The organism is Bariatricus massiliensis (genome assembly GCF_900086725.1).
In the GTDB taxonomy this organism is placed as follows: Bacteria; Bacillota; Clostridia; order Lachnospirales; family Lachnospiraceae; genus Allocoprococcus; species Allocoprococcus massiliensis.
Genome location: NZ_LT574837.1, coordinates 894,989 through 920,259, shown reverse-complemented (window position 1 = coordinate 920,259; position 25,271 = coordinate 894,989). Strand labels below are relative to the sequence as shown.

27 protein-coding genes, 3 tRNA genes and 2 rRNA genes are annotated in these 25,271 nt (G+C 43.0%); 28 read left to right on the top strand and 4 right to left on the bottom strand.

Annotated elements, in window-relative coordinates:
- Positions 1-10 precede the first annotated feature (10 nt).
- The 7 genes from BN6465_RS20775 to BN6465_RS10590 all read left to right on the top strand — a co-directional run bounded on the left by BN6465_RS20775 (position 11) and on the right by BN6465_RS10590 (position 5,513).
- Entirely contained in the window at positions 11-151 is a 141-nt protein-coding gene (locus BN6465_RS20775; RefSeq protein WP_154670239.1) for a hypothetical protein, read from the top strand.
- Positions 152-155: 4 nt separating this feature from the next.
- A 5S ribosomal RNA gene (rrf, locus tag BN6465_RS10615) occupies positions 156-273 on the top strand.
- 567 nt (positions 274-840) lie between these two features.
- Positions 841-3,731, top strand: a 23S ribosomal RNA gene (locus BN6465_RS10610).
- A gap of 120 nt (positions 3,732-3,851) precedes the next feature.
- Positions 3,852-3,923 (top strand) — tRNA-Asn (locus tag BN6465_RS10605).
- A gap of 118 nt (positions 3,924-4,041) precedes the next feature.
- Entirely contained in the window at positions 4,042-4,254 is a 213-nt protein-coding gene (locus BN6465_RS21600; protein ID WP_066734495.1) for a thioredoxin family protein, read from the top strand.
- A gap of 37 nt (positions 4,255-4,291) precedes the next feature.
- Positions 4,292-4,714, top strand: coding sequence for a cytidine deaminase (locus tag BN6465_RS10595; RefSeq protein ID WP_330384789.1), 423 nt, complete (start codon positions 4,292-4,294; stop codon positions 4,712-4,714).
- Between the two features lie 49 nt (positions 4,715-4,763).
- Positions 4,764-5,513 (top strand): hypothetical protein, encoded by a 750-nt coding sequence (locus tag BN6465_RS10590; RefSeq protein ID WP_066734492.1) that lies wholly within the window; start codon positions 4,764-4,766, stop codon positions 5,511-5,513.
- Between the two features lie 54 nt (positions 5,514-5,567).
- Here the strand turns inward: BN6465_RS10590 and BN6465_RS10585 are convergent, their stop codons facing one another.
- Positions 5,568-6,329 carry an acyl-CoA dehydratase activase gene (locus BN6465_RS10585; protein WP_066734483.1) on the bottom strand — a complete coding sequence of 254 codons (762 nt, stop codon included), beginning with the start codon at positions 6,327-6,329 and terminating at the stop codon, positions 5,568-5,570.
- Positions 6,330-6,352: 23 nt separating this feature from the next.
- Entirely contained in the window at positions 6,353-7,504 is a 1,152-nt protein-coding gene (locus tag BN6465_RS10580) for a double-cubane-cluster-containing anaerobic reductase (protein ID WP_066734480.1), read from the bottom strand.
- A gap of 182 nt (positions 7,505-7,686) precedes the next feature.
- Between BN6465_RS10580 and BN6465_RS10575 the strand changes: the two genes are divergently transcribed.
- Complete coding sequence (locus tag BN6465_RS10575; protein ID WP_066734477.1) at positions 7,687-8,967, top strand: DUF1576 domain-containing protein; 1,281 nt, start codon at positions 7,687-7,689, stop codon at positions 8,965-8,967.
- Positions 8,968-8,982: 15 nt separating this feature from the next.
- On the opposite strand, the gene BN6465_RS10570 is transcribed toward BN6465_RS10575, so the two are convergent.
- Complete coding sequence (locus tag BN6465_RS10570) at positions 8,983-10,110, bottom strand: glycerate kinase family protein (RefSeq protein ID WP_066734475.1); 1,128 nt, start codon at positions 10,108-10,110, stop codon at positions 8,983-8,985.
- 152 nt (positions 10,111-10,262) lie between these two features.
- Here BN6465_RS10570 and BN6465_RS10565 point away from each other — a divergent pair, with 152 nt between their 5' ends.
- The 20 genes from BN6465_RS10565 to BN6465_RS10470 all read left to right on the top strand — a co-directional run bounded on the left by BN6465_RS10565 (position 10,263) and on the right by BN6465_RS10470 (position 24,721).
- Positions 10,263-10,652: a CheW domain-containing protein gene (locus tag BN6465_RS10565; protein WP_066734473.1), complete on the top strand. Its 390-nt coding sequence runs from the start codon at positions 10,263-10,265 to the stop codon at positions 10,650-10,652.
- Positions 10,653-10,676: 24 nt separating this feature from the next.
- Positions 10,677-11,006: a hypothetical protein gene (locus BN6465_RS10560; RefSeq protein ID WP_066734471.1), complete on the top strand. Its 330-nt coding sequence runs from the start codon at positions 10,677-10,679 to the stop codon at positions 11,004-11,006.
- On the top strand, positions 10,999-11,820 hold the full coding sequence (locus BN6465_RS10555) for a CheR family methyltransferase (RefSeq protein ID WP_066734468.1): 822 nt from the start codon (positions 10,999-11,001) through the stop codon (positions 11,818-11,820). Before BN6465_RS10560 ends, BN6465_RS10555 begins: the two co-directional genes overlap by 8 nt.
- A 24-nt stretch (positions 11,821-11,844) precedes the next feature.
- Positions 11,845-12,219, top strand: a complete 375-nt coding sequence (locus BN6465_RS10550; RefSeq protein WP_066734465.1) for a response regulator — start codon at positions 11,845-11,847, stop codon at positions 12,217-12,219.
- A gap of 12 nt (positions 12,220-12,231) precedes the next feature.
- Positions 12,232-13,911, top strand: coding sequence for a methyl-accepting chemotaxis protein (locus tag BN6465_RS10545; RefSeq protein WP_308013081.1), 1,680 nt, complete (start codon positions 12,232-12,234; stop codon positions 13,909-13,911).
- A 23-nt stretch (positions 13,912-13,934) separates the two neighbouring features.
- A complete protein-coding gene (locus BN6465_RS10540) occupies positions 13,935-14,549 on the top strand; it encodes a chemotaxis protein CheC (RefSeq protein ID WP_066734451.1) in 615 nt (204 codons plus the stop codon).
- A gap of 5 nt (positions 14,550-14,554) precedes the next feature.
- Positions 14,555-15,031: a chemotaxis protein CheD gene (locus BN6465_RS10535; RefSeq protein WP_066734449.1), complete on the top strand. Its 477-nt coding sequence runs from the start codon at positions 14,555-14,557 to the stop codon at positions 15,029-15,031.
- An 18-nt stretch (positions 15,032-15,049) separates the two neighbouring features.
- On the top strand, positions 15,050-15,985 hold the full coding sequence (locus BN6465_RS10530) for a GGDEF domain-containing response regulator (RefSeq protein WP_066734447.1): 936 nt from the start codon (positions 15,050-15,052) through the stop codon (positions 15,983-15,985).
- Between the two features lie 18 nt (positions 15,986-16,003).
- Complete coding sequence (locus tag BN6465_RS10525) at positions 16,004-17,980, top strand: chemotaxis protein CheA (RefSeq protein WP_066734444.1); 1,977 nt, start codon at positions 16,004-16,006, stop codon at positions 17,978-17,980.
- Positions 17,967-18,413, top strand: a complete 447-nt coding sequence (locus BN6465_RS10520) for a chemotaxis protein CheW (protein ID WP_066734441.1) — start codon at positions 17,967-17,969, stop codon at positions 18,411-18,413. Before BN6465_RS10525 ends, BN6465_RS10520 begins: the two co-directional genes overlap by 14 nt.
- 90 nt (positions 18,414-18,503) lie before the next feature.
- Positions 18,504-18,575, top strand: a tRNA-Glu gene (locus BN6465_RS10515).
- Between the two features lie 24 nt (positions 18,576-18,599).
- Positions 18,600-18,670, top strand: a tRNA-Cys gene (locus BN6465_RS10510).
- Positions 18,671-18,939: 269 nt separating this feature from the next.
- Positions 18,940-19,308 carry a hypothetical protein gene (locus tag BN6465_RS10505; RefSeq protein WP_066734438.1) on the top strand — a complete coding sequence of 123 codons (369 nt, stop codon included), beginning with the start codon at positions 18,940-18,942 and terminating at the stop codon, positions 19,306-19,308.
- A 175-nt stretch (positions 19,309-19,483) separates the two neighbouring features.
- Positions 19,484-19,900, top strand: a complete 417-nt coding sequence (locus tag BN6465_RS10500; RefSeq protein WP_066734436.1) for an Imm26 family immunity protein — start codon at positions 19,484-19,486, stop codon at positions 19,898-19,900.
- A 365-nt stretch (positions 19,901-20,265) separates the two neighbouring features.
- A complete protein-coding gene (locus tag BN6465_RS10495) occupies positions 20,266-20,757 on the top strand; it encodes a hypothetical protein (RefSeq protein WP_066734433.1) in 492 nt (163 codons plus the stop codon).
- Positions 20,758-20,822: 65 nt separating this feature from the next.
- Complete coding sequence (locus tag BN6465_RS10490; RefSeq protein ID WP_066734430.1) at positions 20,823-21,848, top strand: hypothetical protein; 1,026 nt, start codon at positions 20,823-20,825, stop codon at positions 21,846-21,848.
- A 35-nt stretch (positions 21,849-21,883) separates the two neighbouring features.
- Complete coding sequence (locus BN6465_RS10485) at positions 21,884-22,537, top strand: hypothetical protein (RefSeq protein WP_066734427.1); 654 nt, start codon at positions 21,884-21,886, stop codon at positions 22,535-22,537.
- 102 nt (positions 22,538-22,639) lie between these two features.
- Entirely contained in the window at positions 22,640-23,884 is a 1,245-nt protein-coding gene (locus tag BN6465_RS10480; RefSeq protein ID WP_066734424.1) for a DNA polymerase Y family protein, read from the top strand.
- A gap of 20 nt (positions 23,885-23,904) precedes the next feature.
- Complete coding sequence (locus tag BN6465_RS10475; protein ID WP_066734423.1) at positions 23,905-24,159, top strand: hypothetical protein; 255 nt, start codon at positions 23,905-23,907, stop codon at positions 24,157-24,159.
- Positions 24,143-24,721, top strand: a complete 579-nt coding sequence (locus tag BN6465_RS10470) for an SOS response-associated peptidase (RefSeq protein ID WP_066734421.1) — start codon at positions 24,143-24,145, stop codon at positions 24,719-24,721. The genes BN6465_RS10475 and BN6465_RS10470 overlap by 17 nt, the downstream gene beginning before the upstream one ends.
- Before the next feature lie 8 nt (positions 24,722-24,729).
- Here BN6465_RS10470 and BN6465_RS10465 read toward each other — a convergent pair whose 3' ends face one another.
- Positions 24,730-25,227 (bottom strand): cysteine hydrolase family protein, encoded by a 498-nt coding sequence (locus BN6465_RS10465; RefSeq protein ID WP_066734419.1) that lies wholly within the window; start codon positions 25,225-25,227, stop codon positions 24,730-24,732.
- Positions 25,228-25,271: the final 44 nt, after the last annotated feature.

Below are 25,271 nucleotides of genomic sequence, written 5' to 3'. Positions count from 1 at the left end.
AGTGCGCAGAATGGATTACAGGTTTGTGACGCAAGCTGGCTTGCAGGAACAAAACTGGAAGACAGGATGCATAAGAAGGATTGAATCTAACGAGATGAAGCAGAGCGGAATCGAGTTAGAAGAAAGACTGCACTCACGGAATATAACTTAATACCGCTGGTGGCGATGCGGTCAGGGGAGACACCCGTTCCCATCCCGAACACGATGGTTAAGACCTGACCGGCCGATGGTACTGCACTGGAGACGGTGTGGGAGAGCAGGTGGCCGCCAGCATTAAAAAAGAATAAGCAGACTGTGCTTGATGTAGATGAAGCTTTGGAGATTCGCTCCGAAGTGTCAAGCGACTAGATGCGGTTAGCTACCGTACCAGTCTTTGAGCATAGATACAGGCGAACGGAGGTATGCCGGGAACCAACCCAATCAGCAGGGCAGTGCTGTTATGATAGCTGGTCTTTACCAGTGATCAGAGATTGAAAGAAAGCTTTTGATTTCTGATGACTGATAAAATTCAGTCAAGATGTGACCTTTGCACCTCAAGAACAAGTTCTTTCGGTCATGGCATTACATGCCAATACATAAGAAAGCAATTTTGCTTAGGAAAGCGAGCTTTCCACACAAAACCGTTTCTTATGTGCTCACATCTTCATGTACCTTGAAAATCGCATACAAAAAATAATCAATTCTCAAATAGAAATATTTAAGAAAAGACATCCGAGGATCCACTGTGAGAGCAGTGGAAACACGATTCGAGAAAACGAATTCAAAAAACGAACCTGAATACCAACGCACATCACGCTAGATGTGTGTGGCTTATCCCCATCCCGTGGGGAGGAGCTGGTTGGTTATGCTAGAAAGAGCGCAGGGTGGATGCCTTGGCACTAAGAGCCGACGAAAGACGTGATAAGCTGCGAAAAGCTTCGGGGAGGGGCAAATACCCATCGATCCGGAGATATCTGAATGGGGAGACCCACTGGAGCAGACCTCCAGTATCCATACGCCAATCCATAACGTATGGAAGGGAACCCGGTGAACTGAAACATCTAAGTAGCCGGAGGAAGAGAAAGAAACATCGATTTCCAAAGTAGCGGCGAGCGAAATGGAAAGAGCCCAAACCAGAGTGCGTGCACTCTGGGGTTAGGACCGCAGAAATGATTCAAGAAGACTAACAGAACGGTTTTGGGAAAGCCGGCCAGAGAGGGTGAAAGCCCCGTACGTGAAAGTCCGAATGACATGGCGGTATCCAGAGTACCACGAGACACGAGAAACCTTGTGGGAACATGCGGGGACCACCCCGTAAGGCTAAATACTACTTAGTGACCGATAGCGCATAGTACTGTGAAGGAAAGGTGAAAAGGACCCCGGGAGGGGAGTGAAAGAGAACCTGAAACCCTGCGTTTACAAGCTGTGGAAGCACTTTATATGTGCGACCGCGTACTTTTTGTAGAACGGTCCGGCGAGTTACGCCGGCTGGCAAGGTTAAGCACTCCAAGGTGCGGAGCCGAAGGGAAACCAAGTCTGAATAGGGCGCCAAGTCAGCCGGAGTAGACCCGAAACCGGGTGATCTACCCATGTCCAGGTTGAAGTTGCCGTAAAAGGCAATGGAGGACCGAACGCACATCCGTTGAAAAGGGTGGCGATGAGGTGTGGGTAGGGGAGAAATTCCAATCGAACCCGGAGATAGCTGGTTCTCCTCGAAATAGCTTTAGGGCTAGCCTCATGACAGTCTGCCGGAGGTAGAGCACTGAATTCCCGCGGGGGCGTCAAAGCTTACCAAAGGATATCAAACTCCGAATGCCGGAAAGATAGTCATGGGAGTCAGACTACACGAGATAAGTTGGGTAGTCGAAAGGGAAAGAGCCCAGACCTGCAGCTAAGGTCCCAAAATGTGTGTTAAGTGGAAAAGGATGTGGGATTTCAAAGACAACTAGGATGTTGGCTCAGAAGCAGCCATCCATTAAAAGAGTGCGTAATAGCTCACTAGTCGAGAGGTCCTGCGCCGAAAATGTCCGGGGCTGAAACACACTACCGAAGCTCAGGAATTACGAATGTAATTGGTAGAGGAGCATTCTTAGAGGGAGGAAGCAGTACCGTAAGGAGCTGTGGACTTCTAAGAAGAGAGAATGCCGGAATGAGTAGCGAGAGGAAGGTGGGAATCCTTCCGGCCGAATACCCAAGGTTTCCAGAGTAAAGCTGATCTGCTCTGGGTAAGTCGGGGCCTAAGGCGAGGTCGAAAGACGTAGCCGATGGACAACAGGTTGAAATTCCTGTACTGCAGTATGACAGAACTGTGGGGACGCAGAGGGAGAGCACAACCCGGGAATGGGATCCCGGGGCAAGCGGGGTAGGAGTGAAATTGGCAAATCCGTTTCACAATCCGAAGACGTGACGCGTACCGAACTATAAGTAGGGAAGTGTGTGAGCCAGCTGCCAAGAAAAGCCGCTATCGTTCATACTGTACCCGTACCGTAAACCGACACAGGTAGGTGAGGAGAGAATCCTAAGGCCGACGGGAGAAGCATTGTTAAGGAACTCGGCAAAATGACTCCGTAACTTCGGGAGAAGGAGTGCCAGCGAGAGCTGGCCGCAGAGAATTGGCCCAAGCAACTGTTTAGCAAAAACACAGGTCTATGCAAAACCGAAAGGTGAGGTATATGGGCTGACGCCTGCCCGGTGCTGGAAGGTTAAGGGGAGAGGTTAAGGACTCGTCCTGAAGCTTTGAACTTAAGCCCCAGTAAACGGCGGCCGTAACTATAACGGTCCTAAGGTAGCGAAATTCCTTGTCGGGTAAGTTCCGACCCGCACGAAAGGCGTAATGATTTGGGCACTGTCTCGACAATGCACCCGGTGAAATTGAAATACCAGTGAAGATGCTGGTTACCTGCGCCAGGACGGAAAGACCCCATGGAGCTTTACTCCAGCTTGATACTGGGATTCGGTATTGTATGTACAGGATAGGTGGGAGGCTAAGAAGTGGTGACGCCAGTCGCCATGGAGCCGCTGTTGGGATACCACCCTTGCAGTACTGGATTTCTAACCAGCAGCCGTGACCCGGCTGGGGGACAATGTCAGGTGGGGAGTTTGACTGGGGCGGTCGCCTCCGAAAGGGTATCGGAGGCGCTCAAAGGTCCTCTCAGAATGGTCGGAAACCATTCGCAGAGTGCAAAGGCAAAAGAGGGCTTGACTGCGACACCGACGGGTGGAGCAGGTACGAAAGTAGGACTTAGTGATCCGGTGGTATAAAGTGGGATTGCCATCGCTCAACGGATAAAAGCTACCCTGGGGATAACAGGCTTATCACTCCCAAGAGTTCACATCGACGGAGTGGTTTGGCACCTCGATGTCGGCTCATCGCATCCTGGGGCTGAAGTAGGTCCCAAGGGTTGGGCTGTTCGCCCATTAAAGCGGTACGCGAGCTGGGTTCAGAACGTCGTGAGACAGTTCGGTCCCTATCCGGCGTGGGCGTAGGATATTTGAGAGGAGCTGACCTTAGTACGAGAGGACCGGGTTGGACTGGCCGCTGGTGTATCTGTTGTTCTACCAAGAGCATGGCAGAGTAGCCAAGCCGGGAAGGGATAAACGCTGAAGGCATCTAAGCGTGAAGCCCCCCTCAAGATGAGATATCCCTACGAAAGTAGTAAGACCCCTTGAAGACGACAAGGTAGATAGGGCAGAGGTGGAAGTGCAGCAATGTACGGAGCTGACTGTCACTAATCGGTCGAGGGCATAACCAAGAGGTAGGAAGGGAAAAATGGATGGAATGATTAGGTTTGTATGCGGTTTTGAAGGTACATGGAAAAAGTAGAAGAAGATACTTGTAAAATCAGAAAAAATGTATATAATATAAGAAGTGATCCTCGATAGCTCAGCGGTAGAGCATTCGGCTGTTAACCGAAGGGTCGTTGGTTCGAACCCAACTCGGGGAGTTGAGAGAAAGCCTGCAAACATTATTGTTTGCAGGTTTTTTTGCATTTAAAACAAAAGGAAATAGAAGTTTTTTTGGTTTAACAATATATCGAAAAAAATCAATATGTATATTGACAAATGAACAAGTGCTCGAAGTTATTTGCGAATGTTGAAGAGGCTGTTAAGAATACAGGAGTCAAGGCAGAAATCTTGAAGGTGGAGGATTTGATGGAGATTGTAAAATTAGGTATAATGGTCTCGCCTTCACTAATGATTAATGGTAAACTTGTATTAAGTGGTACTGTTCCGTCGGTAGAAAAAATTGAAGGGTATATACGAAAATACATGTAATAAATCTTTTTAATGAAGGAAAAGGGGGAGTGAAAGAATGTTGGACGATAAGTTGGTTGTGCATATGATCGATACAGCGCTGGGGCAGTTAAAGTATTCCTATACGCCGTATTCTGGTTTCAAGGTTGGAGCCGCTCTGCTGGCTGATAATGGGAAGATTTATACGGGATGCAATATAGAGAATGCCGCTTATACGCCGTCAAACTGTGCGGAGCGTACGGCATTTTTCAAGGCGGTCAGTGAAGGAATCACTAAATTCAAAGCGATATGTATTGTGGGCGGTAAAGACGGCGTGGTGACAGAGTATACGCCTCCCTGTGGTGTGTGCAGGCAGGTGATGATGGAATTCTGTAATCCGGAAACCTTTCAGGTTATTTTGGCTGTGGATGACAGGCGGTATCATATGTATAGGCTGAAAGAATTGCTGCCGCATGGATTTGGGCCATTCAATTTAGAGTAACTGGAAATATGGCAGTATATGAATGCTGCCTGTGGAAGGTAGGAGAATTGTGGATAGAATAGAGACAAAAATATATTCCCTGATAAGCAGCAGCGATGGGATTAAAGCTAGGGAAATCGGAAAGAAATCAGGGCAGACAAGGTATACTATCAATCATTATTTGTATGGTTCTCCATATATGAAAGAGCTGTGTTATTGTGACAAAGAGTACCGATGGCATGGGTTGATCCGCCAGAGCGTACCACATCAAGGAATAGGTGAATTTTCCGGGTATTACAGCTGGGTAAATGAATTTCTAGACACGGATCTTGAGGAGTTTTTGGAACGTCTGAAGGAGGGATGTAGGAATATTGGGCGAAATCTTAACGACAAAAGAGGACTATTTCACTCCTTTGAGGATACTTACTATTCCATGCAGAATTTATTTGCCAGTTTGAGTCAAAGGGGAGCAGACCATTCGCTTTGGGAAAAATGGGAAATTATATTTGAACTTCGTATTAAGAGGGCCAAGACTATACGCATTTACGCGGATGTTATCTTGATTACTGAGGGGAAGATTTTCACGCTGGAATTTAAAATGAAGAATAGCTATGCGGAGGAAGATGTTCTTCAGGCGGTTAAGTATTGTGAATATTTGGAAGTACTATTTGGGGAGAAGTATGATGTGATTCCGGCATTGGTGCTTACGGCGGCGGAAGACACTTATGAAGATATACAAATTGAAGGTACGACAGCTATGGTGCCCGTCTGTTCGTCGGACAGGCTATACAGTTTGATTGCAGAATACTGCGGATTGTAAGAAGCGGCATGTTAGAGGGGAGAGAAGCTAAACTTCTCTCTCCTCTTTAGCTGCTTATCTCCTTTTTTCCTCTGCCAGAAGAGCTGCGCCCAGCGCTCCGGCGTACCGTCCAAATGCAGTTGGTTCCACATGCTTTCCTGTCTTTTTGGACAGAACATCTGTAAAATAGGGATTATTGCTCAATCCTCCGGTGAGAATTACTTTTTCGGGCAAGTCCTTTCTCTGGGCAAGCTGGGCAACCTTTGCCGCCACGGATTCTACTACACCGGCGGCAATATCTTCCCGTTTTCTCCCTTCCCCAATATAGCTGATAACCTCGGATTCTGCAAAAACAGTACAGAGGGAGCTGATGGACACTGGATTTCCTGTTGAGGCAAGTTCGAATAATTCCTCCAGCGTGACGCCCAGCCGGTTGGACATAATTTCCAAGAACTTTCCGGTTCCGGCGGAACATTTGTCATTCATAAGGAAATCCTGTACCATACCATGGCTGATAAGGATAATCTTAGTATCCTGCCCACCCACATCTATGACGGCGCAGTTATCTCCGCAGAGTTCTCTGCCGCCCCGGGCATGGCAGGTAATCTCTGTGATGACATTGTCGGCAAAATCAACGGCGACCCGTCCATAACCGGTCGCGGTCACACGGTTTGCCTCAGAATTTACATCGATTCCCTGCGAGAGAAGCTTCTCCTTTATTGTGATAGTAGTTTCTTTACTGCTCCAGCCTGTGGGCAGCACAAAGTGAAAATCCTCCTCACCGCGTACTACGACTTTTGAGGCGGTAGAGCCTATATCAATTCCTACATAATTCATCGTATCATTCCTGCCTTTTATTCTTAAAGCATTTCTAAAAATGCAGTGATTCTTGTATTCAACTGTCCGATATCCGCCTGTGAATAATCGGTCTCAACGGCGATATAAGGAATATGCTTTTCACCGGTCACAAAATCACGGATTCCCTTGGATTCAACGGCGTATGTATGGCAGGCCTGCAGAAGCATTTCCACCACACCGTCCACCTTGTATTCGTCAATCAACCTGCCCAAAAGTTCGAGCCGGTTCGGGTTAGGCGCCATGACGGAACATCCGATATCTAAATAGCGGCGAGCTAAAGCATCGTATACATCGGGGTTGTCTTCATCTACGAGCTTGTCGATTGACTTGGCGCCGCTGCAGCTCTCAAAGGTCACGGCTATACCGCCGTTGTCCTCCACGGCACGGATGATTTTCTCGGTTGCACCTCCGATTGGGCATCCGGTAATTAAAATTCTTGGTTTTTTCTCTTCCATTTTGCCTTCGGCATATTCTTTATTAATTTTGGCGACGAGTGCGTCAACCTCTTCTGGAATTTGTGAACGGTCGAATTTGAAGGTGCTGCCGTATAGAACTTTGAAGAGATCCTGACCTTTAATGGGAACGGGGTCATTTTTCATAGTTTCATACAGTGCTTTTAGAGAGCGGCGTCCGGCGTTGTTGATCTTGATTGCATCACGAATCTGCTCCTCGGTGATTTCTACATCAAACTTCTCTTCAAGATATTCTTTAAAGCGGATGATTTCACTTCTCCATAGCTTTAACGCTTCTTCTTTCTGTGTGTTTGGGAGCTCCATTAAAAATACGTCCTTGAATTGCCCCATATATTCATACATTTTCTTCTTGCCGTCACAGGTTGTCTCTCCTACGACCAAGTCAGAAAAATAGAAGAATGGACATTTGTCTGTTATAGCAAAACCGTAGCTGGATTTGATAAGGGGGCAAAGATTCTTCGGAAGATCCTTCTCTGCGTCCGGAATAGTCTCATCCGAAGTGGAGCAGAGGCTGACGGTAGCCGCGCCCATAGCCATGGCGATTTCCTGAGGAAAGTAAGTACAGTATGCTCCTACCACAGGTACCCCTTTGTCTTTAAGTTCTTTCATGCTTAAAAAAGATTTTTTACGCTGTTCGGCAAATTCTTCAAATACTTCCGGCAGCTCTTTAATGATTTCCATATAATTCTCCTCCGTATTGGCAACATTTTACATATAACTATTATAGCCCGGGCACGAAAGAATTCCTAATTCAAAAGCCCTATAAACGAAGTTGATTTATAGAAGAAAGCAATAGTGTTTGGGCAAAAATATTGCTATAATAGTATAAAGAAAATGATGCTGTTTCGACAGAAAGGAGAATTATGTTAAAACAACACCGTACCATGACACGAAAAAAGAAATTTTTGTATCTGACCCTTCTTCCGGCATATTTCCTGATTGCGGGGCTTTTTCTCCAGCCGCTGCCCGACATTTACCGCGGGTTGATTACGATTTTAAAGGAGCCGGATTTTCTGATTACTGATTATATTGCTATCGGCGGTATCGGGGCCGCTTTTATTAATGCCGGTATCCTGACGCTTGTCTGTATTGGGATTTTATATTTCCTTAATATGGAAATGGACGGGCATACGATCACATCAATCTTTCTGATGATGGGCTTTTCTCTGTTTGGCAAAAATATACTCAACATCTGGGCCATTCTGTTCGGCGTGTGGTGTTATGCCAGATACCATAAAGTTTCCGTATCAAAATATATTTATGTAGGGTTTTATGGAACATGTCTGTCGCCAATTATAACGCAGATTATGCAGCTGCCGGAAGTGCCCCCTGCACTCAAGCTTATCCTGAGCCTTTTGGCCGGCGCGGTCATTGGATTTGTCCTGCCGCCCTTGTCTACACATGTTTTCTATCTTCACAAGGGATATTCTCTGTACAATGTGGGATTTTCATCGGGGATTATTGCGACGGTCATTATTTCCGTGTTTAAATCTTTTGGACTTGAGACGGAATCCAGACTCATCTGGTCTACCGGAAACGATAGAATATTTGCCGTTCTCCTGTTTGTATTCTTCTTACTAATGATAGCGCTTGGTCGTTTTCACTCGCCGACAGCATTCAGCCAGTTTAGGGCTATATTAAAATCAAGCGGCTTAGGGGGTACTGATTATGTACAGGAGGATGGATTCAGTACCGCGCTGGTGAACATGGGGATAAATGGAATTGTGGCTACGGCCTTTGTACTTCTTGTCGGGGGTGATTTGAATGGACCGACGATAGGAGGTATTTTCACGGTGGTGGGATTCGGGGCTACTGGGAAGCATGTGAGAAATATACTACCTGTCATGATGGGCGTGTGGCTTGCCAGCCTGACGAAGACGTGGAATATTACAGATCCGTCTCCAATCATCACCTTGCTCTTCTCTACGACACTTGCGCCGATTGCGGGTGAGTTCGGGGTAATCGCCGGAATAATCGCGGGATTCCTGCACTCGTCAGTGGCTATGAATGTGGGAATTATTTATGGAGGCATGAATCTCTACAATAATGGATTCGCAGGGGGAATCGTTGCGGCCTTTATGGTGCCGATTATTCAGTCTATTGAGGACAGGAAGGCGCGGGCAAAAGGAACTATGCCGCTTTAAGGCATAAGGAAGCTGCTATAAAAGGCGGAACACTTGATTTGCGGCAGCCCGCAGGTTAGCTCTGGCGTTGTCAGGCTTCATTGCCTCCTCGAGTGTAGTGATGTCCCTTATAATAGGGAAAAAGGCGTCGATGCCGGCTTGATTGCAGGCGTCAGCGTCGTCTGCCACGGTCCCGGCAAAAGCAATCACTTTTGCGTGATGCTTTTTCGCCAGTTTTGCAACTCCTAAGGGAGCCTTTCCCATGACCGTCTGTGAATCCAGTCGACCTTCCCCGGTGACTGCGATGTCTGCGTCCTTTAGGTCTGCTTCCAGATGAATGGCATTTAGAATCAATTCGGTCCCGGGTATGAGCTGCGCGTTTAGATAGCTTAGGAAGGCGTATCCAAGGCCGCCGGCCGCTCCTGCACCGGGGACTTGAGAATAGTCCGTATTTAAAAACTGGGTTGTTTTTTGGGCAAAGTGAGCCATGGCTGAATCTAGCTTTGATATCATGTGGATGTCGGCGCCTTTTTGCGGGCCATAAACATAGGTAGCTCCATTTTTGCCACAGAGTGGGTTGGAGACATCACATGCAATCTGAAACCGGCAGTGTTTCAGATTAGGGTTCATGCCGCTTGTGTCGATGGAATTTATTTTTGCAAGAGCGTTTCCGCCTTCGCCCACATCGTTCCCGTGGATATCGTGGAAAGTACATCCCAGAGCTTTAAGCATGCCCAGACCTCCGTCGTTGGTAGCGCTTCCGCCAACTCCGATGATAAAATCCCGGCAGCCTTTTGAAAGGGCGTCAAGAATCAATTCTCCTACTCCGTAAGTGGTTGCGTGCAGCGGATCCTTGGCAAAAGAGGGGATAAGGGTGATTCCGGCAGCGGCGGCCATTTCTATAATTGCCGTTCCAGTATGGGGAAGATATCCGTAATAACAGGAGACAGGATGAGCGAGAGGGCCGGTTACGGACAGACAGACTTTTTCGGCGCCATACCCCTCGATCAATGCGTCTACTGTACCTTCCCCTCCATCTGCGAGAGGCCGGACGATGACTTCTGCATCCGGTACGGCAGCCAGAATCCCTTCTTTAACTGCAAGGCCGGCATCCATGGATGTGAGACTTCCTTTTAGTGAATCGATGGCGATAACTACTTTCATATGCATCCCCTTTCTATAGTTCAATGATATAATCAGGATATCACAAAATGTAATAGCCAACAATCGCTAAGTTAAGTGCTTTGGCTTGTGTTTTTTTATGGGATAACGTATTATGGATATAGTGGTAATTATAAGAAAAAAGGGGGAGAATCATGGAAGAATCGGAGAATTTGTATATGTTGTTTTCTGCGTATGACATTTCTTTTTTAATTCCTCTTTTTTGTGTGAAATCTGTTGTTGATGGTATGGAGGATATGGGAGACTTGCCGGTTTTGGATTTTGCAGTATTGGCAGGCGGGATAGCAGCGGACATGAGGAAATATCAGCTTGTTGTCCAAAACGGAGAAGATATATTAATTTTGAAAGTGGATGATATTGTTGGGATTGTGGAAGTTTTGGAGAAGCAGATAATAGAATTCCCCGTGGAGCTTGCGAATGACAATAATAGGTATTTGCGCGCTATTGCCCGCATGTGGAGCGATAAGGGCGGCGAATATCCGGCGTATATTATCGAGCCTTGTGTATTATATGAGATGGAATAATAAGGTAAGGGAGAGCGATAGGGCATGAGATATATTGAAATAATTTCTGGTCCGCAGACACTCTATATTGATGAAGAAGAACTGGAAGCGATTATAGAGAATCCCAGTGTACACCGTGTGCCCGGGCAGCCGCAGGATATTGCGGGTATTTCCTATTACATGGGGAAGCTTGTGGTATATTATAATCCTTTTGATATGTGTGGGACTGCACAGGAGGTTTATAGATGTGGCATTATTCTAAGAGGTGGAACAGGCTATAGGGGGATTCTTTCAGATACAGTGGGGGAAGAAACAAATAATGGGCAGGAGATGGAACAGATAATCAAAGGGGTATGGGTGAAAAAGCATGATTAGACTTAATCAAAATGAATTCAATCAGATTATTGAGTACATGCGGGATACATATGGAATTAATCTAGAAAAGAAAAAGGTCTTGATTGAATGCAGGATGACGAAGGAGCTTAAAAGACTGGGAGTGAATAGCTTTGCTGAATATATGAACCTGCTTCGCCGGGATAAAGATGGGAAACTGGCGGGACAGATGGTGAACCGGCTGACCACGAATTATACATATTTTATGCGGGAACCGGTGCATTTTGAAATATTGGAGCGTACCATCTTTCGAGAATTATTTTCCCAGAAAGCCTTTGGAATCGGTAACATTTGGTGTGCGGGATGTGCGACCGGGGAGGAATGTTATACGCTTGCTATGGCGCTGGAGGAATATAAGGCAAATAGAGGGCAGCTGGCCGATGCAAGGATTTTAGCCACCGATATATCAGATGAAGTGCTTCAGATGGCTAGAAAGGGTGTGTATTCTGAGAAAGAGCTGGATGCACTTCCTACGGGCTGGAAGCAGAAATACTGTAAAAGGGTAAATGAAAATTATTTTGCGGTAGTTGAAAGTCTAAAGAGTAATATCAGATTCCGTAATCACAATTTAATGACGCCGATAAGCAATCCGGCTAAGTTTGATTTGATACTGTGCCGTAATGTAATGATATATTTTGATAGAGATTCCAGAAGGAAGTTAGTCAGACTTTTAGAAGAAAGCCTAAATCCGGGCGGATACCTTTTGATTGGGCATGCAGAACTTTTGTCCGCGGATGAGACAGAGCTGGAATCTGTGTATCCGGCAGTTTATAGAAAAAAGAAACAACCCGCCTAGGGGGTAAGGAGGAAGAGAGGCGCTATGGAAAAATTGATTCTTATTGTAGATGATGCCATGTTCATGAGGCAGGTAATCCGCAAAAATCTGGAAGAGGCAGGATATAAGAACATAGTGGAGGCGAAAGACGGTGCAGAAGGAGTAAAGGCCTTTGAGGAATTACATCCTGATTTGGTGATACTTGACATTACGATGCCCGTTATGTCAGGAATTGAAGCTTTGGAAATGATAAAGCAGGTGGACTCGAATGCCAGAGTAATTATGTGTTCGGCCGTAGGACAAGAGCTTATGATAGCTAAGGCGCTGGACGCGGGTGCCAGTGATTTTATCGTGAAACCTTTTGAAAAAAATAATTTTGAGCGTACTGTAAGATATTATTTAGATGATAACCGAGCGTAGGTTGAGGAATGGATGATGAGACAGAAGTATAAAAATTTAAAGATTGGTACAAAGTTGATGATTGCTTTTGCGATTATTATAGTAATATATGCCATAACTGTAATTACAGCAATATTTAATATTAATTCTATGTCGGAGAGAATGGATAGACTATATGCAGAACCTTTTGAGAATTTGGAACTATCGTACAAAATTATAGGAAATACACGAGCGGTACAGAAAAACCTTTTGCTCATGTGTGCATCGGACAGTGCGGTAGATACGGAAGAATGCATTGAGGAAACAAGGGGTTATGTCGACGAGCTGACTGAGAATATAAAAACATTGGGTTCAGGCTACGTTTCAGACAAAGAGATGGTAAATAAGCTGCTTGAGGCATTTGAGGCCCTGAGAGCGCCGAGGGATGAGGTTCTGCAATATTTGGCGGCAGGTGACCGGGAGAGGGCTCTTACCTTATATTTAAGTGACTATGAGCCGCAGACAAAAGCGCTCAGAGACGCGTCTAATAATATTGCGGATATATCTAAGACAGACGCAGAAAAATGGATTACGGAATCACGAACAATGAATAGGAACATTATCACAATGATAGTTGTGTTAGCCGTGGTCAGTGTGCTGTTTACTATTGCGATTTGGTTTATAATCACTAGAAGTATAATTACCCCGCTCAATGAAGTTAAAAGAGCTGCGAATGAGATTTCTAATGGGCAGTTAAGTGCCAGAATTTCCTATAATGCCAAGAATGAGCTGGGAGAACTAGCCAATGACATGAGAAGTATCGTGGATTCTTTGAGCTTGTATGTATCAGAAGTCGGTAAGGGAATGGTGGCGCTTGGAAGAGGAAAGCTTAATTATAAATGTGAAGTTGCATTTAAGGGGGACTTCATAGCGCTTGCCGAAGCTATGGAGGAAATCGGAGGCTTGCTCCGGGACTCCATGGAGCAGATTAGCAGCAGTGCGGAGCAGGTATCCGCGAGTGCGGAACAAGTTGCGAACGGTGCACAGACACTGGCTGCCGGTGCTTCTGAACAGGCTAGTTCGATTGAGGAGCTGGCGGCTAGTATTAATGAAATTGCTGACAGCGTCAAAGAGAATGCAGATAATGCGGTAAAGTCCAGTGAATTAGTGGATAAAGTGGGCGGCAAGGTGCTGAAAAGCGATGAACAGATGAGAAGTCTGGTGAAAAGCATCGAGCAGGTGAAAAAGAATTCCAAAGAAATTACTGGTATTATTGCGGAAATAGAGGACATTGCATTTCAGACGAATATATTGGCGCTAAATGCGACGGTAGAGGCAGCCAGAGCAGGGGAGGCTGGAAGAGGCTTTACCGTGGTGGCCGGAGAGGTAAGGCGATTGGCGGCTAAGACATCGGCCGCGTCAAAAATGTCAGCTGAGTTGATTGAAAAGAACGAAAACGCTGTGGATGAGGGCCTGATGGCTGCCAAGGAGACGGCGCTTTCCTTGGGAGAATCTGCCGAAGGAGTGGAAAAAGTTAACATGACAGTTGGGAAAATATCCGAGATGTCATTACAGCAGGCAGATGCTATCACACAGATTAGAAAGAGTGTGGAACTAATATCTGATATTGTTCAAGGTAATACTGCAACTTCAGAGGAGAGCTCTGCCGCGAGTGAAGAACTTTCCGCACAGGCGCAGATACTAAAGGAACTAGTGGAGCAGTTTGAAATATAAGTACATAAAAGAGGGACAAAAATATGGATTATGACTATGACAGGCTGGACGAAATGTCGATAGATATTTTAAAGGAGCTTGGTAATATTGGGACAGGCAATGCTGTCACCGCAATGTCCCAGTTGATGCAGCATCCGCTTGAGATGGGGCTGCCCAGCTTCCAGATTATCAAATATGAGGAGATGCATGGGATTCTGGATGAAACAGAAGAGCTGCAGGCTGGCATTATTATTGAGACAGAGGGGGAGTTAAGGGGCATTTTTCTATTTTTATTAAAGGAATCATTTACCGATAAAATCTTACGTACCATGCTTGGAGCAGTGCCGGAGAATCTGCTGGATCTTAATGACATGGAGAAGTCTGCCTTGTGCGAAGTGGGAAACATTATGTGTGGTTCGTATATCAGTGCACTGTCTAAGCTCACTAATTTGATGATTACGGTGTCTGTCCCGGATATCTGCATTGATATGGCGGGGGCAATATTGAGTGTGCCGATTATTAAAGGAATGAAGTCCAGTGATAACGCCTTGCTTATTGAAAATACATTTTCAATGGATGGAGATATCTTTTACAATCGTATTCTCTTTTTTCCGGAGCCGGATTCTTTAGAGAAGATATTTCACATATTTGGGGGCTGATGCGTATGGAGTCTATTGTGGTGGGGATTGCCGAGGGTAAAGTTGTCAAAGCTCCGCAAGTGCTTGTCTCTTATGCGCTGGGCTCTTGCGTTGGCGTGTGCCTGTATGACGCTAAGAATAGAATTGCGGGGATGGCTCATGTGATGCTTCCTGACAGAAGTGCGTCTACCGCAGGCAATAATGAATATAAATTTGCAGATGAAGGGATACGAAGGCTGCTCCGTGAAATGAAATGGCATGGGGCTCAGGAGCAGTACATTACAGCAAAGATAGCAGGCGGTGCTAAGATGTTTGCTTTCAGTAAACTCGAATTTGAAATTGGAGCCAAAAATGTAGAGTCTGTGAAAAAGACGCTAAAAGAGCTAGGCATTAAATTAGTAGGTGAGGATGTTGGAAAAAACTATGGAAGAACAGTTTTGCTTTATGGGGACAGTGGCAGTGTTGAGGTGAGATCATTAAAGGGTATAAAGCTGGTACTGTAGTGATGACGGAGGTTAGTTATGATAAAAGAGGGCAGACAGGTTTTACTGATTGTAGATGACAGTGTTTTGATTTGCGAGCAGATAAAGACTGCGATGAAAGAAGAAAAGGTGTTTGTATGTGAGGCGCACACCGGACAGGAAGCCTCCGAGATGATGGAGAGGTATCATCCTGATGTGGTTCTGCTCGATGTGGTGCTGCCTGACGCGGATGGGTATGAGTTATTTGGCAGATTAAAAGAGCTTGATAAAAATGACGCGTCGATAATATTTCTTACGTCGAAAGCAAATGACGAAGATGTGGTCAAGGGATTTGCCATGGGGGCTTATGACTATATTAAGAAGCCATTTGTAAAAGGGGAACTTTTGTCCAGAGTGCATACGCATCTGCAGATTAAGAAAAAGAAAGATGAACTGAACCGTCAGAATAAAGAGCTGCGCAGCAGTATGGCAAAACTTAATTATATGGCGTTTCGGGACGGTCTGACAGGACTTTATAATCGCAGGTATGTGGTGGACGATATGGTTGAGGATATTAATCATCATAATCGGGAAGACACCAAAAATGTTGTTATATTGGCTGATATTGATGATTTTAAGAATATAAATGATACTTATGGGCATGATGCGGGGGACCGGACGCTAGTCTGCATCGCTAATCTTTTAGAGGTAATCTGCCGCAGGCACCGGGTCATCCGCTGGGGAGGGGAAGAATTTCTTGTCGTTCTCTTTGCGGTCACAGAAGAGGAGGCATGGGGAATCAGCGAGCAGATAAGAAAAGAGGTAGAGGAATTCACGGTATTTCACAATAATTCTGAATTTTCCTGTACATTGACATTGGGGCTCCATGTCTATGATACTAGAATGGGGGTCGATGAAAATATTAAGTGTGCGAATCAAGCGCTTTATCAAGGAAAACGGAATGGAAAGAATCAAAGCGTATGGTACGAAGAATAAGGTTAGGCGGAGAATGTGATGGGATATTTTGATGCAGATACGAGAGAGATGCTGGATATATACATTCTAGAGACAAGACAGCTGATAGAACAACTGGGCGCTGTCCTTCTTGAGGCGGAAAAAAAAGATATATTTTCCGGGGAAGACATTCATGCTGTTTTTAGAATTATGCATACTATGAAAAGCTCCTCTGCCATGATGGGGCTTAATGCGTTGTCGGCTGTGGCACATACACTTGAAGACTTGTTTGAATATTACAGAGAGGAATTAGGAAGGATTGTCAAACCGGAGCCGGAACTGTTTGATCTGTTATTTTTGGTCGCGGATTTCATTGAGAATGAGTTGAAGCAAATGGGGCGGGAGGACTATACTCCCACGGATACAAAAGAACTTGAACAAAAAATAAATCAATACCTTAACATAGAACAAGGATGTAATTTTGCCGGTGGGACAGGTACTGTCGTGAAAGTCACATTTGAGCCCGGATGTAGAATGGAAAATATTAGGGCTTTTATGCTTGTCCGTCAGATTGGGGCACTCTGTACAAATATCGAGACTTATCCGGCAGAGTTGGAAAAATCTCAGGACAGCGCCGAGTATATCGAAAAGAATGGAGTGCTGATTCATTTTGAGAGCGACTGTAAAGAGGCGGTACTAGAGGCACTGGAGAATGGGCTGTTTGTTGACCGCTGCGAAGTCCTCGAAAACGAGACAGACGTACAATTGGAAACGAGGGATGCCGGGCCGTCAATGGATGAACAGACGGAATCCGCAGGAAATGTGGAGGAGTCCCAAAGTGTAGAGGCTGAATTTTTAAATGTCCGTATGGACAGGCTGGACAAGCTCCAGAATATGGCCGGAGAGATGATGATACAGCTGCTGCCATTGGAAAATGAACTGGCTGAAAAAGGGCTGGATGAACTGAGAGAGGGGAATTTACATCAGCTAAGCCGCCTTGTCGCAGATGTAGAGCGCACTGTCATGGAGATGCGGATGGTTCCGGTATCCAGAATCATTCCGCAGTTAAAGAGAATACTTCGTGATATCTGCCGCGTACAGAAAAAAGAAGTAGAATTGATTGTGCAGGGAGCCGACATCGAGGCGGATAAGAATGTAATTGAATATATATCAGAAGCGGCCATGCATATCATTCGAAATGCCTTGGATCATGGAATTGAATCTCCGGAAGAGCGTGAAAGGCGCGGAAAGGATAAAAAAGGGAAAATTCATTTTAATGTGGAAAGTACAGTAGGCGAACTGCTGGTATCTATTAGCGATGACGGCGGCGGATTGGATGAAGAGAAAATCAGGAATAAGGCAAGAAAAGAAAATTTGTTCAACAGACCGGAGGAGGAGTACAGCTTTGAAGAGATATGTGAGCTTATCCTTATGCCCGGATTTACGACCAGTGACTCAGTGACGGAGTATTCCGGGAGAGGGGTGGGGCTTGACGTAGTAAAAAGTGTTCTGGAAAACGCCGGGGGACATATTTACATTCAGAGCCGGCCGGGATTTGGCAGCACCTTCACAATTACTGCTCCGCTCACGCTTGCCACAATGGAATGTATTCGTTTCCGGGTAGAGGAATATCGCTTCTCGCTTCCGGCACGCTACGTATACCGGTTCATGGAATATGCCGATAACTTAAAAAATATTGAAGTCATAGGAGGCAAGGAATATATTATTTATGAGGATAGATTGGTTCCCCTTATTGATTTACGCAAATTCTATGGCTTTGAAGGAAAAATACCGGATACGGCCCTCATTGTTTATATAAAAGGAACGAAACGTGAAGGGTGCGTGGTGGTGGATAGGATGTACAGCCAGAAGCGTATAGTGATCAAGCCACTGCCAGCCTTATTTGGCATGAATTTCAGACGCAGCACTGGTATGAGCGGCTGTAGTATCATGGGGAACGGAGGCATATGTATTGCACTGGATACAGAAATATTGATAGAAAAATATGAGAAGGAGGAGCGGTATGGAAGAGCGTGATACAGAAGAACTGCTGTGCATTTCCGCAAATGATAAGACTTACGCTTTTGAATTTCCCTATGTGGCAGAGATAAGTAAGGGCATGAATATATCTAAAATCCCGGCTCTTCCTGAGTATTTTGCAGGAGTTTGTAACAACAGAGGCGAAATTATTCCTATCATCAGAATGCCGGGAGAGATGTCGGAGACAGACAGCCTCGATGAGAGTGGACTTATTATGTTGATTATTAAGTATAAAAATTATAAATTTGGCATAATATTGGATAAGGAGCCTTTTATTGCTTCAAGTGATAAAATAAGCCGTGTGAAGACCAATCTGGAAGAGCTGGAAGACTGTATATGGGTGGAGAAAGAAATATGGAAAAGCGATAAGGGAATCATTTCGTTGATTGATGTGAAGAGGATGACGGAAAGGCTCATTGTATTTAGGTAAAAAACGTAAAAACTTTTTGAAAACCTATTGCAAATCTATATGAAGTATGATATTATAATTTTCGGTCACCGCTTGCGGTACCGAGAATACGGCTCCTTGGTCAAGCGGTTAAGACATCGCCCTTTCACGGCGGTAACACGGGTTCGATTCCCGTAGGAGTCATTGCGCGCATGCGCACAAATATACGGCGCCATAGCCAAGCGGTAAGGCAAAGGTCTGCAACACCTCTATCACCAGTTCGATTCTGGTTGGCGCCTCTTAAAAAGTCCAGAAATTAATAATTTCTGAGGCTTTTTTTGTTTTGCCATTCAAAAAAGTGGACGATAATTCACTACTATTTAACATGTCAGGGTATCTACAAGTGCAACTTTCATTTCCCCCATCTTATTTGTTACGACTCAGTGAGTGTAATTACAAACTCGCTGAGTAAGTGTTGATAAAGCAAATGGAACCAGTTATTATATGAATAAAGGACGATTTAGTATCAGTGGATGAAATTACACTTACATAGTAAGGAGTATCTTCAATGACATATAAAGATATAAACAAACAGAATTGGCATGACTTTTCCTTAAATGATATTAAAATAGATTATGAAAATATAGTGGTAAGTTTACTAGATGCATCTGATAAACTTATTAAGATTATGTGCAAAGGATTTATCGGGATACACTATTTAGGACAGTGGGATGAAAATGTGGTTAAGGACATTAACATTGGGAACGAAAGTGATATTCTGGAACAAACTTTACAGATAATAAAGGTAAATAATGGAACTTCTTATAAAGGGGGAGGTCTTAGAAATCTTAATCATCAGTGGTTGGAGTTGCAAATCCAACTAATTGATGGTGTGGAAATTAAGATTCCTTGTATGGAAGTTAAAATTATAACTTAAACGTCTATTTATATAATGTGGGTCCGTTTAAGATTCATATAGAACCTCAACTGATTGATATCGATGGTGGTTCAATTTCAGATGGTGGAGATTCGGCAAATGCTATTAGAGGCATAAGCAAGAAGAATCCTAAAGCAGAGCATTACATGGATGAGATGAATAAGGAGTTTAATAAATGAGAAGAGTAAAAATTGGAGATGTATATGCTATTCCATTACCTAATGGACAGTTCGCATTTGGAAGAGCTTTCAGAGACGCTGGTTTTGGTGTGTATAGAAAAATGGGAACTTCAATTACGGATTTACCCAATATGAAGGATGAGGACTATCAATTTGTTGTTAGTGTGTATAGAGATTTACTTCGCGATAACGTATGGAAATTTATTGAGAATCGCCCTTTTAAGTCTGAAGAAATGGAGTGGCCACCCCAAAGATGCATAAAAGATTCAATAAGTGGGGAATACTCGATTTATTACAAAGGGGAAATTTATCCAGCAAAAAAAGAGGAATGCGAAGGGCTAGAGGTGGCCGCTGTTTGGGATAGAAATCATATCATAGATAGGATAATGGGTGACACAAAATGGAACCTTTAAGTAGCAGGGTGAAAATGCTATGTATTGGAAATAATCATAGTATTTAACTATACATATCATGATTCAAATATTTTTGTCTATGCATCTGAAAAAAGAATACTGGGAGGTGCAGTAGGTGCCGCTTGGACCAGTATTGCTCAGTGTGTGCACAAAAAAAGCTATTAGAATTATCCTTTCAAGAAAATAAAGAAATTTTTCAACAAATTGATAAAAATGTAATATTAGATAATGATGGGCTTACTTGCTTAGAATGTGGAATTGGAATATATGCACCATATGCATGTATAGAACCCGGATAACCAACTGGAAAAACGGATGCACCATTACAGTCTGGATATGACAATAAACCTATAGGAGAGAAGAAAATGAGTCATTTTTTATTTGGGGAGTATAGGAAGGGGCAATCCAATGACGTGGAAAATTATTGGGATAAAAATAATGTGATTTTCACGTTTGATAATAAGATAGATTTTTATCCAGATATTTTCACCATGGTTGAGGAAAACACTACATTAACAAATAGAAGGGTATTTTGCTTAACTTCAAATTTGCAAATGAAAAATAGTGATGATTTAATTTTCCCATATGATAAGTATACTAATGAAGAATTATTTCCGCATGGAAAAGACCGTAGTATTTACGCGAATTTTTGCAAACAAAATTTAGCAATATTAGCGGAGAGTTTAGAAAATTTTATGAAAGACGTCAAACCAAATAGTTTAAGAATTTATGTTGTAGATGGGTATGATAGCAATTTTAGGATTGTTAAATGTAAATTAAAAGATATGATTGACGATATATATAATCAAGTAATAAATAGTTTTGTATTGGAATCTAAAATTTACGAGATATTTTAATTTAAAGTTTTGGTTTTAGAGCAGCAAAAAACATATAAAGCGAAAGAAGGAGTGTACTAAACGATATGGTGAATAATTTGGAAAATACTTGTACATTATGTGAGGAATACTTAGCGGTTTTGGATATAAAACAAAAGCAACAATTATGTCAAAAAAACTTTTGCGAATTACAAACTGATTTAAGAGAATACAAGATGACTAATGTCATTCGCTATTTTATCAGAAAGGTTCATGAGGATTTGATCTTTTTGGGCATCTATCTCTCTTGTAAAGAAAACGATATGACATATATGCATAATAGTATATTCCAAGGGAATCGTTTTGGTACTATTAGATCAAACTGTTTACAAGGGGGAGTTGACCAAGCAGATAATCTAACTAATATAATTCTGGCATTAGCTAGTAATGATATTGAAATACTAGATAAAATTATGCCGTATCATTTAGGATTCTCAACCAATGGATTTCTTCATGCCCATTATAATATGATAATGTCACTTATGAATAAAGACATAGAAAATGCAAATAGAGCAAAGAACCAATTGGAAAAATTTATGTCAAAGAAAAGAAGTAAACTAGAATTATCTTTTAGTCGATATTTAGTTAGTTTAATTGAGCGTGATTTGAATAAAATCAGCATATATCTGCAAGAAATCTGTGTGTATTTGACTAGAACAGATTGGGTTCAACACGCAATCTTTTTATCAGTATCATATAATAAGTTAGGACATTCAGTGGCATTATTTGCACACGGCCTGTACCATTTAGCATATTTTTATCTAACGCCAGAGGAGTTCTCGAAAATAGAAATGCCAGAACATAAAAGCTTTATAAAGGAATATGAATATTACAATCATAAAAACGGATTTTGTTCTGGGAAGACATTAATTGATTTTACAAATGAAAACAAATTGTTAAGTAGATTGATAGATATTGATATTATTCCTGAAATAACATTAAAGGAAGAATCAAATAAAAGATATCTTAACGTTGAAGAATTTGAAAAAAAGCTATTATATAACCTTAGAGATGCAGGGATAATTAGTTTCGAGATGGAAGGAGAAGAATATGTTTTTAAATCATTTAAATAAGGAGAAAACTAACGAGTGATAAAGGAGAACATGATATGAATAAAAAAAGAGGATGGGATTATATGTGTCTTGCATTGTATGCATTCGCAGGACTAGGAATAGAAGCGCTTCTTGCATTTCTCATAGAACCCTTTTTATACGGAGTTGGGATGAGTGAGTGGACAGTTTTACAAAATATTGTCCATTGGATAATAACATGTATTCTTTGGGGGATTGTTATTGCTCTTCTGATAAAAGAAGCAAAAAGTAAATATGGTTTTGATCTATTTGAGAAAACTCAGAAGATGAAACCGCTTCAGTGGATTGCTGCCAGTGCATGCCTGATATTTACATTGTCAATATCATATATTGACTGGGGTGGGTTTAAAGTTGCAAAAGAGTTTTATTACAACGGGTTGTTAAAGTTCATATTCCAATATATTTATTATGTTTTTGAAACAGGGTTATTTACCCTTATTATCGTTTTTGGACAAAAGGCATTTGAAGAATGGTTTGGGCATAAAAAATTCCCATATGGTGGAATCCTGGTTGCGTTGACTTGGGGGGCAGGGCATATTTTGACAAAAGGGTCACTATCTACAGGACTATTGACCGCATTTAGCGGTTTTATATATGGGGTTACATACCTGCTGGTCAATAGAGATATCAAGAAAACATATTTTCTATTGTTCGTGATGTTTGTATTTTAAGGTAAAACTATCCGTGAATTGCTTGTTTCCTAAAATATCAGAAATAATAACCATAAAATTGTGCACATTAATAGTAAAACAGAAAATGTTAGGGTGCCTGTTATGGAACATGTTATATTACATTCTGATATGAACAATTTTTATGCCAGCGTGGAAAGTCTCTATAATCCGTCTTTCCGGGAGAAACCGATGGCTGTGGCCGGAGACCCGGAGGCCCGTCATGGAATTGTATTGGCAAAAAACTATCTTGCGAAGCAGGCTGGGGTTCAGACTGGCGAACCGTTGTGGAGGGCCAGACAAAAATGTCCGGATATTGTTTTTTCGGAGCCACACTACGATAAATATATTCATTTTTCTCAGATGGCCCGTGAAATATATGAAGAGTATACCGAGCAGGTGGAATCCTTCGGGCTGGATGAGTGCTGGTTGGATGTTACGGAGGTTCAGGAGCTGTTCGGCTCAGGGAAACAAATTGCAGATGATATCCGAGACCGTATTAAGTTCGAACTGGGGCTTACGGCCAGTGTCGGCGTGTCTTATAATAAGATTTTTGCCAAGCTTGGAAGCGATTTAAAGAAGCCGGACGCGACAACCGTCATTGGACATGATTTTAAGGATAAGATATGGCATCTTCCCGCAGACATGCTTTTATATGTAGGACGGGCAACGTATCAAAAATTAATGACACATGGAATTTATACCATTGGGGATTTGGCACAAACGGAACCTTCTTTATTAGAACGTCTTCTCGGAAAAAACGGCCTGATGCTGTGGGCCTTTGCAAATGGCCTTGATACGTTACCTGTAAACCGCAGTGGTTCTGGCCGTATCATTAAAACTATCGGAAATAGTACTACAGCGCCCAAGGACTTAATAACCGATGACGATATCAAAATCACCCTGTACATTTTATCTGAAAGTGTTGCCGAGCGTATGCGTAAGGAAAATTTCTATTGCCGGGGAGTTCAGATTATGATTAGAGATAACCAACTAGTCTCCTTTGAACGGCAGGGGCGGCTTAAGGCGCCAACTTGTACATCCCACGATATTTTTCAAAAGGCATATGAGCTGTTTCAAAGAAATAAACCAGTGAGTCCTGTGCGCAGTTTAGGAGTTCGGGCTATAAAACTGATAAACTGTGAGTATCAACAGCTTTCTTTTTTAGAGGATGTGGTCAGGCGTCAGAAGCAGGAGGAGCTGGAGCGGACAGTTGATAATATACGCAGACGTTTTGGTCATTTTTCTATCCAGCGAGGTATCATGCTTCTTGACCCGGTACTTTCCAGACTTGATCCAGTTGCAGAGCATACCATTTATCCGGAAGCATTTCTTAAGAGTAAAACATGATGGATAACGAGGAGGGCTACATGAGCCGAAGAATTAATGTGGAAGTGATAGCTCGGTTTAATCTGGAGGGGGATATTACGCCGTTGCAGATTAATTGGGAGGACGGGCAGGTTTTTAAGATAGACAGAATTCTGGCTTCACGGCAGGCCGCATCTTTAAAAGCTGGAGGGCAGGGTATCCGCTATACTATAATGGTTGGCGGCAGACAGGCTTTTTTGTATTTTGAAAATCCAATTTGGTTTGTGGAGGGAAAAGCAGATGTGCGGGAGATATAGCTTATTTACAGAAGAAGAAAATCAGGAGATCATGCGGATCGTGAGAAGGATGAGCGAAAAATATCCGGGAAACGCCATGAGGCAGGGAGAGATTTTCCCAACAAATCAGGCCCCTGTGCTGCAGCTTCTGGGGGATAAGATTGAACCGGAACTTGCGGTCTGGGGATTTCCACGTTTTAATGCTAAGGGTGTAATTATTAATGCACGTTCAGAAACTGCTGACGAACGTCCGATGTTTCGAAAAAGCCTTCATGTGCGCCGCTGCGTGGTCCCGAGCACTGGTTTTTATGAATGGTCACAAGATGCTCAGAAAATCAAATACCATTTTGCGATGCCTGAGCAGGGCGCACTTTATATGGCAGGCCTATTTAATGAATTTCAAGGTGAGAAACGATTCGTTATATTGACAACTGCAGCGAACCTTTCCATTTCCGATGTCCACAACCGGATGCCGCTGATTTTACCGAAGGATAAAGTTGAGGATTGGTTAATGACAGAAGAATTTGCCATCCCATACCTACACGCAGCCATGCCGGCGTTAATCCGGGAAAAGGTTGAATAAAGGTGGCTTCAGTTGTTGTTTTGAAGGGAACTTAGACTAATTATTTCGCAGCCCTTGTTTTTATAATAACACAGCATTTCATCGATTTTCCTTTTATCATAACTTGTAATGCAATCGGATAAAACAGAAACTCTATAATTTGCTTTACACAGATTGTAACAGGTTGATTTGACACAGGCAGCAGCATCCGCGCCTGCTATATAGAAATCATGTATTTGATTCTTCTCTATGAAGTCTGCAAATTCTTCACTGCTCAACGCATTTCCTTTATACTTTGTGAAAATATTATTTGACACAATTTTTAAATCAGGAGCTAATTCAGCTCCATGTGTATTGGGCTTAAAAGTTCTTGTGCCGTTTGACAAATTCTCATGTCTTATATAAACAACGTGAATATTGTTTTCTTTTGCCCAATCTATAGATTGGTTTATATTGTCAATTATCTCCTTATAATTTTTTGTTATGTCATTTTGAATGTCTATTATTACTAATACTTTCTTTAACATAGCGGTTCCTCCTGATAGTGTGATTTATTTACCGCTATTATAAC